This is a genomic window from Undibacterium sp. Ji22W (assembly GCF_049340305.1).
GTDB lineage: Bacteria > Pseudomonadota > Gammaproteobacteria > Burkholderiales > Burkholderiaceae_D > Undibacterium.
The window spans coordinates 781,895-797,379 of the sequence record NZ_JBMPOU010000001.1; the positions used below are offsets into that span (position 1 = coordinate 781,895).

General features: G+C 46.8%; 8 protein-coding genes. 4 read left to right on the top strand and 4 right to left on the bottom strand.

Translation table 11 applies throughout. The features are described 5' to 3' along the window. Positions 1–77: 77 nt before the first annotated feature. Positions 78–563, bottom strand: coding sequence for a Csu type fimbrial protein (locus ACO0KW_RS03235; protein ID WP_423050582.1), 486 nt, complete (start codon positions 561–563; stop codon positions 78–80). A 430-nt stretch (positions 564–993) separates the two neighbouring features. On the opposite strand from ACO0KW_RS03235, the gene ACO0KW_RS03240 reads away from it, so the two are divergent. The 3 genes from ACO0KW_RS03240 to ACO0KW_RS03250 all read left to right on the top strand — a co-directional run bounded on the left by ACO0KW_RS03240 (position 994) and on the right by ACO0KW_RS03250 (position 7,285). Beyond that, positions 994–4,929 carry a PAS domain S-box protein gene (locus ACO0KW_RS03240; protein ID WP_423050584.1) on the top strand — a complete coding sequence of 1,312 codons (3,936 nt, stop codon included), beginning with the start codon at positions 994–996 and terminating at the stop codon, positions 4,927–4,929. Between the two features lie 61 nt (positions 4,930–4,990). Beyond that, positions 4,991–6,220, top strand: coding sequence for an EAL domain-containing response regulator (locus ACO0KW_RS03245; RefSeq protein ID WP_423050586.1), 1,230 nt, complete (start codon positions 4,991–4,993; stop codon positions 6,218–6,220). Positions 6,221–6,739: 519 nt separating this feature from the next. Next, entirely contained in the window at positions 6,740–7,285 is a 546-nt protein-coding gene (locus tag ACO0KW_RS03250; RefSeq protein WP_423050588.1) for a hypothetical protein, read from the top strand. 195 nt (positions 7,286–7,480) lie between these two features. Here the strand turns inward: ACO0KW_RS03250 and ACO0KW_RS03255 are convergent, their stop codons facing one another. The 3 genes from ACO0KW_RS03255 to ACO0KW_RS03265 form a co-directional block, all read right to left on the bottom strand. Continuing rightward, positions 7,481–9,037 carry a SpoVR family protein gene (locus ACO0KW_RS03255; RefSeq protein ID WP_423051945.1) on the bottom strand — a complete coding sequence of 519 codons (1,557 nt, stop codon included), beginning with the start codon at positions 9,035–9,037 and terminating at the stop codon, positions 7,481–7,483. A 48-nt stretch (positions 9,038–9,085) separates the two neighbouring features. After that, on the bottom strand, positions 9,086–10,354 hold the full coding sequence (locus tag ACO0KW_RS03260; RefSeq protein WP_423050590.1) for a YeaH/YhbH family protein: 1,269 nt from the start codon (positions 10,352–10,354) through the stop codon (positions 9,086–9,088). 228 nt (positions 10,355–10,582) lie between these two features. After that, a complete protein-coding gene (locus ACO0KW_RS03265; protein ID WP_423050592.1) occupies positions 10,583–12,505 on the bottom strand; it encodes a PrkA family serine protein kinase in 1,923 nt (640 codons plus the stop codon). A gap of 607 nt (positions 12,506–13,112) precedes the next feature. On the opposite strand from ACO0KW_RS03265, the gene ACO0KW_RS03270 reads away from it, so the two are divergent. Next, positions 13,113–15,353, top strand: coding sequence for a carboxy terminal-processing peptidase (locus ACO0KW_RS03270; RefSeq protein WP_423050594.1), 2,241 nt, complete (start codon positions 13,113–13,115; stop codon positions 15,351–15,353). Positions 15,354–15,485: the final 132 nt, after the last annotated feature.

Sequence of the window (15,485 nt, forward strand, 5' to 3'; positions counted from 1 at the left end):
ACCTTCGAAAATTTTTAGAATTTGCCCTGCAACTGCGATTGAGCCAATCGTGAAATATGCGCAGAGCAAGCAGAGTACTAATAGGTTACCGTCACATTGACCGTATCAGCATAGGCAGCAGCGGGTACAACTTGCCCTGCAAAGATGCGTCCGTAGGCGGAGATTGATTGAACCGCACCGTTACCTATCCCAGAAACTTTTTCTGCGCCCGTACCATCACCCCATACTGTGGTGCGTGCGGCGGAGGTATACACCGTGTACGAGAGTAGTTGCGCGCCCGCGCTCATTTTTCGACTAGCGATCGTAGCGCCTACCCCAGTGCCAGCATCGAGGCCTATGGTGTAAGGCGAACCTGTCGTACAGTTAACGGATACGGTGCCAATCGCGTCCACGTTCCCAGCAGCAATCGCAGCGCTAGTCGCACTGGTAAACGCCAAACTCGAAGCACCAACCGCACATGTTGAAGTGATCGTCGCCGTCACCGTCATCACGCCCGTGGCCGTCGCGGCGAAAGCCTGTTGATTGAGGCCGATGAATAGCGAGAGTAAGTAGACAATACGCATATTGAATTTATTCGTGAAGACAGATTTGTTTATCCGAAGAAGTCGAGCTTGCATTTTTTCACCTTTTGATTGTTTTACTTCAAGTTGAGTGTGATCAGCATCAACACACATTCTGATCGTATTTTCTCCGAGCTAAATCTTTCATTCTGTTCGCTATCGAACCAAGTCGCGGAAATACATCGCCTCTGTAAGGATAGCGATGAGTGTTCGTATAAGCGTAATGGTTATCTTGGCGAGCTTTCGCAACAAGGGCCATGCAAATATAGGTGTGAACCGAAGGGTGACCAGCGCGATGCACGATTATTGAGAAATCAGTCATTTCAATTCCCTCCTATCTTCCATCTGTGTCAAAACGCACAGATGGACAGCGCCCACTCAATATAGATTGTGAGAATTAACAGAACTGTTCTTAGCGATGAAAATGAAGAAGATGAAAAGAAACATTGTTTTGTGGTTGCTATTCCCTTTGATACTTGTATCGGTTGGGATCGCTCTGACGATTTCAACTTTCAAAGACATTGAAGCTTTGGGCGCTTCGCGGGAACGCACGGCGGATTTGATTAACGACGCCGAAGAATTATTATCCAAATTGAGGGACTCAGAGACAGGCCAGCGTGGTTATATCATTACTGGCGATGAATTGTATTTGCAGCCCTACAACGCGGTGCTGCCGAATATTATTAAGGATTTTAAGGCTTTGCGAAAAGCCAATATTACCAAGGTCAGTCATGTTAGCCTGGATAATCTCGCGCCATTGATCGATGAGAAAATGGCGGAGTCGGCTAGAACCATCAAACTAAGAAGTTTAGGCGATACGAAGGGGGCGATTTCAGGCTTAAGTGATGGTTACGGCAGACGCTTGATGGACAAAATACGGATTGAAATAACGAAGTTCGTTCAAGAGCAGAATCGGGTACTCAGGCAAGAGGAGCAGGCATTTCAATCAACGATGCGCCTTTTGTTCATCATCATCATCGGTGCAAGTGCACTCATCATGGGTTTGGTGCTGATGTTTACTTATATCGCCTATAAGGAATGGAAGCAACGTGAACAGAACAAATTCCATCTCGAAACGCAACGCATGCTCGACTTGCAGCGCCTCACCAATCAAGAATTGAGTGACAGCTATTTGAATTTGCGTATCAGCGAAGAAAAACTCGCTGTGACACTCAATTCGATAGGCGATGCGGTGATCGCGACCGATGATCAGACCTGCATCACTCTCTTAAATCCGATGGCAGAGAAACTTACTGGTTGGAGTCTGACCGAAGCGAGAGGTCGCCCGATCGAGGAAGTTTTTCATATTATCAATCAGACCACGCGACAAGCTGCGACTATTCCAGTACGGGAAACCTTAGAAGCGGGCACGATACAAGGCTTAGCCAATCACACCTTATTAATCGCACGATCTGGTGAAGAGTACGCGATCGAAGACAGTTGCGCGCCTATCCGGGATAAGGACAGTCGTGTCGTCGGCGCAGTGTTGGTGTTTCGAGATGTGACGGAAGAATATGCTGCGCGTCAGAAAGATCTCGATAACACCATCATGATGCAAACCATCCTCAATACGGTGGCCGATGGCATCGTTACGGTTCGCCTATCTGATGGCAAGATCAACACGGTGAATCCTGCGATGTTGCATTTATTTGGCGAGAGCGAAGCAAATCTAAAGCAAACGACCATAGAAGCCTTGGTTCCTGGTTTTCCCTCATTCACTCAAGCCGACCAGTTAGGCATGAATTTGCCGACGATACCAAAAACCTATGTGGCGCGGCGCGTTGATGGTATTGAATTTCCTCTCGAAATCGAAATAAGCGAAATGTCGATTGGTGGTGAGCGATACTTCACAGGTATTCTGCGGAATATTTCCGCACGCGCCTCAATGGAGGAAGCACAACGGGTAATGGACCAGAATCTAAAAGACCTGCAGTTCTATACACGCTCACTGATCGAAACCAATATCGATGCCATGATCACGACCGATCTCAAAGGCGAGATTACCGATGTGAATCATCAAATGGAATTGTTGACAGGCTATGAAAAAAGCGACTTGATTGGTACACCATTCAAAAACTATTTCACCGATCCTCTGCGCGCTGAAGTTGGCATACAAAAGGTATTGACAGAAAAAATGGTGCGGGATTTTGAACTCACCGCGCATGCCAAACATGGTGTGGAAACCGTCGTGTCCTATAATGCCAGTACGCTTTACGATGTAGACTGGAAATTGAAAGGCGTGGTAGCAGTCGCACGGGATATTACGGAAGGAAAACGCCTTGCAGCTATTTTGCAAGAAAAGAATGTGGAGCTTGAAAAAGCGCGCGACGCTGCTGATCGCGCTAATTTTGCCAAATCCGAATTTTTGGCAACGATGAGTCATGAAATTCGCACGCCGATGAATGGCGTGATTGGCATGATCGATGTGCTCCAACAGAGCAAACTCAATCAAGCACAGTTAGAGATGACGAATATTATTCATGAATCAGCTTATGCGCTGCTGACCGTCATCAATGACATTCTGGACTTCTCAAAAATTGAAGCGAATAAACTGGAAGTCGAGGCTATTCCTCTATCGATTCCCGATGTGATTGAGAGAGCCTGCGAAAACATGGGACATCTGGCTTTTAAAAAGTCCGTTGAACTCACTTTGTTTGTAGACCCATTAATTCCTGCCTTGGTGATTGGTGATCCCGGTCGACTGCGCCAAATCTTGATCAATCTCGCAAACAATGCCATCAAATTTTCTGCCGGACTACCGCGTATAGGCAAAGTATCGGTTCGAGCTTTACTAGCGGAAAGCTCGCCTGATCGCACGGTCATCTCATTTCAGATCACCGACAATGGAATCGGGATCAATGCTGCTACCAGGGACAAACTATTCAGTGCCTTTATTCAAGCAGACACCTCGACCACACGACGTTTTGGCGGCACTGGGCTTGGCTTGGCGATCACGAGTCAATTGGTTGAACTCATGCACGGATCGATTCGGGTTGATAGCGAAGTGAATCAAGGCAGTCAATTTTCTGTACTGATTCCTTTTGGCTTGCCTACGCAAACAGAATTGACTGAGCTGGAAAGTGGCGAGAGCGGCAAGCAGTCTGGTTCGATTTTACCTAAGTTGGATCATCTTCAGTGTCTGGTGTTGAGTGATCTAGACCGATTTGCTGACGATCTGAGCGACTACCTGCGTTTCCATAAGGTGCAGGTGCAGCGCGAAAAAACAATTGCCGCCGCGAATGCATGGATCGCACAAGGGTCGGAACAACTGCGGGTTATTGTGATCGATATGGTCGATCTTGATGAGGCAGAGCATGAAAAGTCGAATAACACAATTTATGGACAAAGTGAACTCACGCAATTACGTAAGATTGCCAATCAATGTCCCCAATTTCCTGTTCACTTTCTCTTAATCGGCAGAGGCCGCCGCCGCCGTCCGCGACCAGAAAACTATGATTTAGTCATCGTCGATGCCAATATTCTCACCGAGAAGGCTTTCCTCGATGCGGTTGCCATCGCTGCCAATCTCAGCTCTGTCGAAATACGAGAATCGGCATTTAAAGAAATGCAAGCAGCCCCTAAGCAACTGAGTCGGGAAGAAGCGCGTTTGAAAGGCAGCTTAATTTTGGTGGCAGAGGACAATGAAATCAATCAAAAAGTCATTTTGCAACAACTGATGTTGCTGGGGCAGACCGCGGATATTGCCAATAACGGTGAAGAAGCCTTACATCACTGGCGTAGTGGTGATTACGGAATTGTTTTCGCTGATCTACACATGCCGAAAATGGATGGATATGAGCTGACCTTAGCGATTCGCGCGGAGGAAATGGGGAATGCCCATGTTCCTATCATCGCATTTACTGCGAACGCCTTAAAAGGTGAGTCTGAGCGTTGTATGGCAATTGGTATGGATGATTTTTTAAGTAAGCCTGTGCAATTGCAGAGTTTGAAAATGATGTTGGAAAAGTGGCGGCCTGTAGTTATATCAGTACCGATTATTCTTGGAATGAGCGCAGGAACGCTTGATGAACGCGCTGCGTACAGCGTTATCGATGTGGGCGTCTTAAGAGCACTGATTGGGAATGATGAAGACTTGGTGCGCGAATTTTTACAAGATTTTCGTGCCAGCGCTGTATTGATCGGCTCTGAGATTTGTATAAAAGCGCAGTCAGGGTCAGGGTTAGAGGCTGCGGCCTTAGCCCATAAATTGAAGTCATCCTCACGGTCTATCGGTGCGATGGCATTGGGCGATATCTGCCAAGCAATTGAGACGTCCGGCAAAGCAGAGCCCTCAATCGTGCAAACCGAACTCATCGCTGCACTTAAGAAGGAGCTCGCTAAGGTCGAAATTTTTCTTCGCGAATATTAAGAACAAATACAGGCATTGATTTCATCTAATAAAGCGTATTCAGGCACATAGGGAAACTAAAGTGATAGACAAATTAAAGATCAGAATCTTGGCGCTTGACGACGATGTGTTGATGTTGAAAATTATTCGCACGCTACTGACGCAATTGGGATATGCGTGCATTGATCTTTGCGACAATGGCGCCGATGCCTTGGCGATCCTGGGTCAAGGCGCAGCGCAGCCGCAGGTCATTTTGCTAGACATCAGCATGCCCGGTATGGACGGCATCGAATTCATACGACATCTTGTGGGCTACCAATACAATGGCGCGATCATCTTAGTCAGCGGGGAGGATTTACGGGTCTTGCAATCCATTCAAACGCTATTAGCGGCGCATCATCTTCGTTGCATAGGTATCCTCATGAAGCCGATCAACCGCGTCGCATTGCATGACATCTTTGAGACATGGTCGACCTCGGTACCGAGCGAAGAAATTGCACCGCTTTCGAAAGTGAAACCAGAGACATTACGCGCCGCCATCGCCGATGGTGAACTAATCAATTATTATCAACCTAAGGTCAATCTGCAGACCGGCGCAGTGGTCGGATTCGAAACCTTAGTGCGGTGGAATAGCCCAAGCGAAGGCCTACTTTTTCCTGACCAATTTATTAGTGTTGCTGAAGAGTTTGATATGGTCAACGACATGACCTTGCAAGTGCTGCAGAGCGCCTTGAAACAAGCGCGAGAGTGGCAAGATGCTGGCTATTTATGGCGCGTTGCTGTCAATATCTCCATGAAAAATCTCGCCTCATTGCGCTTTCTGGATCAAATCTTGTCGATGACGTTGGCAGCACGTCTTGAACCACAGATGCTGGAGCTTGAAGTAACAGAGAGCTACCGCGCAGAAGACTTGAGAATACCTTTAGAGATACTAACGCGCTTGCATATCAATCGATTTCGCTTGTCGATCGATGACTTTGGGACGGGCAATTCCTCGCTCAGTCAATTGACGGCAATTTCTTTCGACGAATTAAAGATTGATCAGCGATTCGTTCATGGTGCCCACATCGACGCAACCCGTTGCGCCGCCTTCGATGCGAGTTTGGGTCTGGCGAAGCAATTGCACATGGAAGCTGTTGCAGAGGGAGTTGAAGATAGGGCGGATTGGGACTTCTTAAAAGATAGAGCCTGCGACGTCGCCCAAGGCTATTTCATTTCAAAAGCACTACCGGTTGGCGAGATACCATCGTGGTTGCTCTCATGGGAAGCACGTAGGCCTGAGCTATGTCAGACTGCACAAGTGGTTTGTTAATTTGCCACTTGCTATTGGGTTCTTTCCTGAGATTTCTGCTTCGACTTTAGTTGCCGCCCTGAGCCATGACGGCACGGTACGCTTTTTTGGATTTTTTGAAAAAATCTGATACATCAAATTGAAAATCAATTCGGTGTCAACACTGAAAAACACCTGAGGATCGGTAATGCTGTTCAGTTTAGCTCAAAATATCGAGGCGTCATCCCTGCGAAGGCAGGGATCCAGTGTCTTTAGGCTTTTACGCCGCTCGATTCCCGCCTCCGCGGGAATGACGATACATGGAATTAGGCTTAACTGAACAGCATTACCTGTGGATCGGGCAATTTCGTGCGCTTATTTAAAGCAACGGCATAACGGCGATGTTTCAATTAGTGAAATTTAATGAGGTTAGTTTGAGAAGCTGATTTAGAATGCGGTTTGCCATGTTCTGTTGAATATGACCGAGAGTGAGAGATGACTTGCGTGCGAATACATGATGCTAATCGCACCTGTAACGCTTAAGTAAGAGGCTAGCTAAACATGCTATTTGGATCGAAAGAAAAATTCGGTATTGAGGCAATGGTTGAACCGCATTTGGTTCGACCATCGAGTGTTTGGGGACGGATGCAAGTGTGGTGTCAGGGCGTATCGATTGGCGATTATTCTGAAGAACATTGTGGTTTGTTTGATTCTTATAGTGAGTTTAAGAGCTTAAGAAATTTCCTTCCTGATCTCTGGCGTGTCGAATTTGAGAATCTGGAAAATACAGACTTGTGGAATCACTTGGACGCTCATTTGTATGGCTATCATGGTGACTTGGATCTGGAAGACACAAGAACTGTGGAGGAGTGCCGCAGTGATTGGGACAAGTATGGCGAATTTAACTTTCTGACGAGTTGGGGCGAGCAGTTTGATCGCGATGGTAAGTCGTTTATCTTTTGTCGACCAGGGAACCTTGTTCAGATTTTGAATCGATCATTACCAGATGAAAAAAAGATCGCTTTGTATGCGAATTTATCGGATGTTGACGAGGCAATCGGTCAATTCATCGAATGGTTTGAGAATGAGACCTTACGTTTATCTTAGCTGGTGATTACGATTAGTCTTGCAAAATGGCACCTAAGATTACGGATGTGTTCTCAATTTAAGATGGAGATCTTCGCAAAGGATTGGTTCGTTATGTGGAATCGATTGAGGAGCATAAAGATGAAATATTTATAGAGGTGTTTTTTGCGATGGATTTTCATAAATTCAAATGGTCGAACAAAGCCTGTTGAATCTTCACCCCCTCCGCCCCTTACGTTTCTCCAACTTACACTCCTGCGTAGCAATAATCTGATTATTGCTATCCACGGTTTCTAGATACACGTCAAATCCCCATAGTCGCGCTACGTGTTTTAAGACTTCTGATGTTTGATTATTTAATGGTCTGCGCAAGTATTGGTTGTGGCGTAGGGTGAGGGCGCGGTCGCCTTGTAGGTCGACTGACCAGACTTGGATATTCGGTTCGCGGTTGCCTAGATTGTATTGGCCTGCCAGTTGTTGGCGTATGCTGCGGTAGCCGGCTTCGTCGTGGATGGCGGAGACGCTTAAAGTCTTTTTGCTGTCGTCATCTAAGATTGCGAAGAAATGAAAATCGCGTATCAGTTTGGGTGACAGATATTGGGCGATGAAGCTTTCGTCTTTGAAATTGCGCATGGCGAAGTGCAGGGTTTTTAGCCAGTCTGCGCCTGCGATATCAGGGAACCATTGCTTGTCTTCTTCAGTCGGATGTTCGCAGATGCGGCGGATGTCGCTCATCATGGCGAAGCCTAGCGCGTAGGGGGTGATGCCGTTGTAGTATTTGCTGCTGACGGGCGGTTGGTAGATGACATTGGTGTGGCTTTGTAAAAACTCCATCATGAAGCCATCGCCGACGATGCCTTCTTCAAACAGCTGATACAAAATGGTGTAATGCCAAAACGTCGCCCAGCCTTCGTTCATCACTTGCGTTTGTCTTTGCGGATAAAAATATTGTGAGATCTTGCGGATGATGCGAACGATTTCTCTTTCCCACGGCGCTAATAGTGGCGAATATTTTTCGATGAAGTAGAGTAGATTTTCTTGTGGCTCGTCGGGGAAGCGGCGTACTTCTTCTTCACTGACCACATCTTCGCGCCGAGGAACGGTGCGCCATAGATCATTGACTTGTGATTGCAGGTAGCGCTCACGTTCTTCTTGCCTTTCTTTTTCTTCGGCGAGCGAAATTTTGGCGGGACGTTTGTAGCGGTCAACGCCATAGTTTTGTAGAGCGTGGCAAGAATCGACTAAGAGCTCGACCGCTTCTATGCCATAGCGTTGTTCGCAGTCGCTGATGTATTGCTTGGCGAAGACCATGTAGTCGATGATGGCGTCAGCATCAGTCCAGGTGCGGAACAGGTAATTGCCTTTGAAGAAGGAGTTGTGCCCGTAAGCGGCGTGGGCGATCACCAGGGTTTGCATAGTGAGGCTGTTTTCTTCCATCAGGTAGGCGATGCAGGGATTGGAGTTGATGACGATCTCATACGCCAGTCCCATGTGACCGCGCTTGTAGCTTTTTTCTGTGGACAAAAAGTGTTTTCCGAAAGACCAGTGGTTGTAGGACACCGGCATGCCGACTGAGGCGTAGGCATCCATCATTTGTTCGGCGGTGATGATTTCTAATTGATTGGGGTAAGTATCTAACTGGAAATTTTTAGCCACACGTGCGACTTCTTCGTGAGCTTGTTCTATCAGTTCGAAGGTCCATTCGGATTGATCGGGTAAGCGTCGGGGATTGTGCGTCTTGACCGTGACCTTATTCAATTCGGCATCCCTCATGGTTTCCTGATTGGCATTGTGGCAATTCATACGGATGTCCTCTCAGCCTCATTTGCTTTGTTTTTTAAAGAGTTCTCTAAACACAGGATAGATGTCGGCTGGCTCCTCGATTTTTTGCATAGCGAAGTGGGGCTTTTGTTCTTTGACTTGCGTGTATTCATGCCACAGATTTTGCGGCTCGCCCTCGGTGATTTCGACGTAGGCGTAGTACTGCACCACGGGCATGATGGTGTTCATTAAGATTTGTTTGCAGATGACAGAATCATTGTCCCAATTGTCGCCATCGGATGCTTGCGCGACATAGGCGTTCCAGTCGCTGGAGGCATAGCGGCTTTGTATCACCTCGGTTAATAAGCGCAGGGCAGAGGAGACGATGGTGCCGCCTGATTCGCGCGAATGGAAGAACTCTTTCTCATCGACTTCGAGGGCTGCGGTGTGATGGCGAATAAAGACAACTTCGATCTTTTCATAAGCGCGTTGCAGGAATAGATAAAGCAAAATAAAGAAACGCTTGGCGATGTCTTTTTTCTTTTCATCCATAGAGCCGGATACATCGAGCAGGCAAAACATCACAGCTTGCGTGCTGGGCTTGGGCACTTTGATGCGATTACTGTAGCGCAGATCGAAAGGGTCGATAAAAGGAATCGCCAGTAATCGTGTGCGTAAATGATGTATCTCTTGGCGCAGTGTGAGAATTCTGGGGTCTTGGTTATCACTGGTTTCAGCTAATAATTCAGCGAGTTCTTCTTCGGCTTTTTTTAAACGCTTACTGGATTTGCCGCCCACTGCGATGCGTCTGCCTAAAGCACCGCGTAATGAACGTAATACGTGTAATGATGACGCTGTGCCCGTGGTGCTATAGCCTGCGCGTTGATTTTTAAAATCGGTGATGGCTGTGAGCTGGGTTTTGACTAAATTGGGCAGTTCTAAATCCTCAAAAAAATAATTCAGAAATTCTTCGCGACTGATTTGGAATACAAATTCGTCTTCGCTGATCTCTTCGCTATTGCCAGCCTGACCTTTGCCTTTACCCGCGCCGCCTTTGGGACGTTCTATCTGATCGCCGGTTTGGTATTCTTGATTGCCGGGGTTGACGCTTTCCCATACGCCGCCGTGAGCGTGACCGAAGTTGGGTTCGTTGACGTCTTTGACGGGGATCGCGATTTTTTCACCGCTGTCCATATCGGTGATAGAGCGACCTTTGATCGCGCGTGTGACTGCGTCTTTGATCTGACCTTTATAGCGACGCAAAAAACGCTCGCGATTCGGGGCGGATTTGTTTTTACCTTGAACTCGTCTGTCGATTAGATGTACCACGTTGTGCTCCCGAACAAGTTCTGTTTGCTTGGCATTCTCCCTTCTCCCGCAGGCGGGAGAAGGGTTGGGGATGAGGGGGATTCAGATATCCGTTTCCCCATTGCCTGCAAGCTTCAGTCGCTGAAACTTTAGTCATTGAGAATAAATTCAGTCTTGCTCAACCTCCCTCACCCCAACCCCTCTCCCGCTTGCGGGAGAGGGGCTATTTTGTACCTGCCCAATATTTCTCTAAGACGATTTCCTCACCCTTAAATACCATTCGCACAGCAATCTAACCTGTTTCGCGGTATAGCCTTTTGCCACCATGCGGTTGACGAACTCCTGATGCTTGTTGGCGTCATCACTGCTGGCTTTAGCATTGAATGAAATGACCGGCAAGAGCTCTTCGGTATTGGAGAACATCTTTTTCTCGATGACTGTGCGTAGTTTTTCGTAGCTGGTCCAGGTCGGATTTTTGCCACCATTTTGTGCTCTGGCGCGCAAAACGAAATTGACGATCTCGTTGCGGAAGTCTTTGGGATTCGAGATGCCCGCTGGTTTTTCGATCTTTTCCAGCTCGCTATTCAAAGCTTCGCGGTCAAAGCTTTCGCCAGTGTCGGGATCGCGGAATTCTTGATCCTGTATCCAGAAGTCAGCGAAGGTGACATAGCGATCGAAAATGTTTTGTCCGTATTCAGAATAACTTTCAAGATAGGCGGTTTGGATTTCTTTGCCTATGAATTCGGCATAACGCGCAGCCAGATATTCTTTGATATAGGACAGATATTTTTGCTCCAATTCTGGTGCGAACTGCTCGCGCTCGATTTGTTGTTCCAATACGTAGAGTAGATGCACTGGATTGGCGGCGACTTCGGTATTGTCGAAGTTAAAGACCTTAGACAAAATTTTAAAAGCAAAACGGGTAGAGATGCCGTTCATGCCTTCATCGACACCAGCATAGTCAACATACTCTTGCCGCGATTTGGCTTTGGGATCGGTGTCTTTGAGATTGTCGCCGTCATACACCAGCATTTTGCTAAAGATGCTGGAATTTTCTGGCTCGACTAAGCGCGACAAAATCGAGAATTGCGCCATCATTTTGAAGGTGCCTGGTGCGCAAGGTGCTTTGGACAAAGACGAGCTGCGTATCAGTTTTTCGTAAATTTTAATTTCGTCCGAAACGCGCAGACAGTAGGGTACTTTGACGATGTAGATACGATCTAAGAACGCCTCGTTGTTTTTGTTATTTTTAAAGGTCTTCCATTCCGATTCGTTCGAATGCGCCAAGATGATGCCTTCGAATGGAATCGCGCCGAAACCTTCCGTGCCTTTGAAATTCCCTTCCTGCGTCGCAGTCAATAAAGGATGTAGCACTTTAATCGGTGCTTTGAACATCTCGACAAATTCCATCAATCCTTGATTCGCCAGACAGAGTCCACCGGAGTAGCTGTAAGCATCGGGATCGTCTTGTGAATAATCTTCGAGTTTGCGGATATCGACTTTGCCGACTAATGAGGAAATATCTTGATTATTCTCATCGCCAGGCTCGGTTTTGGACACGGCGATTTGTTTCAAGACCGAGGGATAGCGCCGCACGACGCGGAATTGATTAATGTCGCCGCCAAATTCATGCAAACGTTTGACTGCCCAGGGACTAGGGATCGTCCTGAGATAGCGGCGAGGGATGCCAAAATCTTCTTCTAAAATCGTACCGTCTTCTTCTTCGTTAAACAGACCCAGTGGTGATTCATTGACGGGGGAACCTTTGATGCAATAGAAGGGAATTTTTTCCATCAAATATTTAAGTCGTTCCGCAATGGAAGACTTACCGCCGCCGACTGGCCCGAGCAGATACAGCACTTGCTTGCGCTCTTCTAGCCCTTGTGCAGCGTGGCGGAAGTAGGCGACCACTTGTTCTATCACTTCTTCCATACCGTAGAATTCGCGGAAGGCAGGATAGATTTTAATGATTTTATTGGAGAAGATGCGCGAACGTCGCGAGTCGTTGCGAGTATCGATTTGCTCTGGTTCACCGATGGCCGCGAGCATGCGTTCTGGCGCTGAGGCATAGACGAGTGGGTCTTTTTTGCAGAGATCCAAAAATTCTTGCAACGAATATTCTTCTTCGCGGGTCTTTTCGTAGCGGGCTGCATAGTTGTCAAAAATAGTCATTTTGATCTCCTGTAAGCGTGCACATTCTGCGTTGCGATTTCAGTTGCGATTTCGGTTGCTATTTGCGTTGCGATTTTGGGTTGATCGATTACTTGCAATGAGTTTTTCTTCTAGCTCGTTGCCGAGAGGAAAACTAGCAGTTAGATTTAGTGTAGGCGAAAAATAAAAATCTGCAGGCAAAATTTTGTGACATTCATACGATGAAAAGAGTGGAAAAGCCTGTGCATTTATGTGAATAACGCGCTGACCCATATCTCGCGATGACACGGATTCAGAATAACTTTATTATTTTTGCGCCTAAGTGCTGCGAACTTCAGCTTGGAACTTAAAATACCGATGGTGGTCAGAACAACAAATCGTTACAAAAAATGCGCCAAAAAAGAGGGTTAGTCAGGGCTCACGGGCTGTATTAAAGGTAAACAAGTGATATGCTGGCTACACGTAATGCAAAGATCCAGATGCTGTTCGTTTTGGATGCCTGCGCAGTAAAAATTGAGATATATTCGTATTTTGCTATTTAAAAGTATTGATTTTTAGAGCATGTTTATAGACTTTTCGCATAGACATGATGAATGCTCATAGCAATACGAATAATTGGAGAATGAACATGAAGAAAACATTGATCGGCTTAGCGATTGCGGCATTAGCGGTTTCTACCCATTTTGCGCTTGCAGATTCTGGCTCATCGCAGATTACGCCACTTGCCGATAATAGTGCCGCTGCCAGTAATCCAAAGACCGCACTAAATTTCCAACCGTTGCCGCAGCAAATCCAGGCCGCGAATATGACAGCAGAATTTTTTACACGCTTCCATTACAAAGCAGTGCCTTTGGATGATGCGATGTCAGAAAAAATCTTTGATCGTTATTTGAAATCCTTGGATGGCGACCGGATTTTTTTCATCCAATCGGATATCGATCGGTTTTCCGCTGCGCGTGACAAGATGGACGATGCGATTTTGGGTCAGGATTTGACGACACCTTTCGCAATGTTTAACTTGTATCACCAACGTTTCCGCGAACGTTTGACTTATGCACGTGAGCTTCTGAATTCCAATTTTGATTTCTCTGAAAAAGAGGCCTATCGCTATCAGCGTGATAAAGAACCATGGCCACAAAGCGAAGCACAAATGCGCGATGTATGGCGTCAACGCGTTAAGAATGACTGGCTGCGTTTGAAACTGGCTGGCAAAGATGCTGCCGCGATTAAATCCACCTTGGACAAGCGTTATGAAACCACTTTAACGCGGATGAATAAATTGAAGAGTGAGGATGTCTTCCAACTTTTCATGAATGCCTATGCGATGTCGGTTGAGCCACATACGAATTATCTCGGACCTAAGGCGGCAGAAGATTTTGATATCTCTATGCGTTTGTCGATGACGGGTATCGGTGCAACATTGCAAGACCGTGATGAAATGGCGACAGTGCGTGAGCTTGTTCCCGGTAGTCCGGCGGCCTTATCTGGTAAGTTGAAAGTGGGTGATCGTATTGTCGGTGTAGCCCAAGGCGTTGGTAGTACGCTGGTCGACGTGATGGGCTGGCGTTTAGATGATGTCGTGAAACTGATTCGTGGCCCTAAAGATACGACCGTGTTATTAGATGTTTTGCCAGCCGATGCGGGTCCCGATGGTGCGCACAAATCAGTTGTGTTGGTGCGTAATAAAATCACTCTGGAACAACAAGCGGCGAAAAAAACTATTCAGGAAGTGAAAACCGCTGAAGGAACACGCAGAATTGGCGTGATTGCCTTGCCGACTTTTTATCAGGACTTCGATGCGCGCCGTCGCGGCGATAAAGACTTTAAGAGTGCAACCCGCGATGTGGCGAAGTTGCTAGTGGAGTTGAAAAAAGAAAAAGTCGATAGCGTCTTAATCGACTTGCGCGATAACGGCGGTGGCTCCTTGAATGAAGCAGTGGAATTGACTAGCTTATTCATTGGTAAAGGTCCTGTGGTACAGCAGCGCAATTCGCAAGGTAAAGTGCATATCGAAAGCGATAGCGCTGGTGTGGTGGCTTGGGATGGCCCGCTTGGTGTGATGATTAACCGTGGCTCTGCGTCGGCTTCAGAAATTTTTGCTGCTGCGATTCAGGATTACGGTCGTGGCCTAATTATTGGTGAAAACAGTTTCGGAAAAGGGACAGTACAAACGGTGATTAGCCTCGATCAAATGGCACGTAGCGATAAGCCGCAATATGGTGATTTGAAGATGACGATTGCGCAGTTCTTCCGTGTCAATGGTGGCACTACACAATTGCGTGGCGTGACGCCCGATATTGCCTATCCTAGTTTTGTGGATGCGGATAGTTATGGCGAATCGAGCTATGACAATGCCTTGCCTTGGGTGCAGATTAAGCCAGCAAATTATCATGCCGTGGGCAATTTGAAAGATGTGCAAGCAATGCTGCAAGTACGTCACGAAATGCGCATTGCGAAGGATAAGGAATTTCAATTCATCAAAGAAGATATAGCCGAGTTCCAAAAACAAAAAGAGAAGAAAGTGATTTCTTTGAATGAAGAAGAACGCCGCACTGAGCGTGATCTGCGTGAAAAGAAAAATAAAGAGCGTGAAGCAGTTCGTGCTTCTTTAGACGGCAAAGTCAAGGTCGGTGGAAAAAATGATGCCAGCAAATTGTCTGCACAAGATGATGGTTTGCAAGGCAGCGAACGCAGCTTAGCATCGGAATTAGCAGCGGAAAAAGCTAGTAAGGAAGCGAAAGATGTCTTCTTGATCGAAGCGGCGCATATCTTGAGTGATGAAATTGAATTGATAAAGTCGAGTAAGCGTTTAGCTGACAAAACGATTTCAAAAGCAAGTACGAGTGCTAAAGCGAAGGATATGGAATAGCTAGTTGGGATAAATAAAGGAGAAAGTTTCTGGCAACAATTGTAGGTTGTTGCTTTGCTCCTAGCGCAATTTAAAGACGCTTGCAGGATGTGCTTTTCTATCGGATCGATGGGATCGGCGCAAACGGCAAGC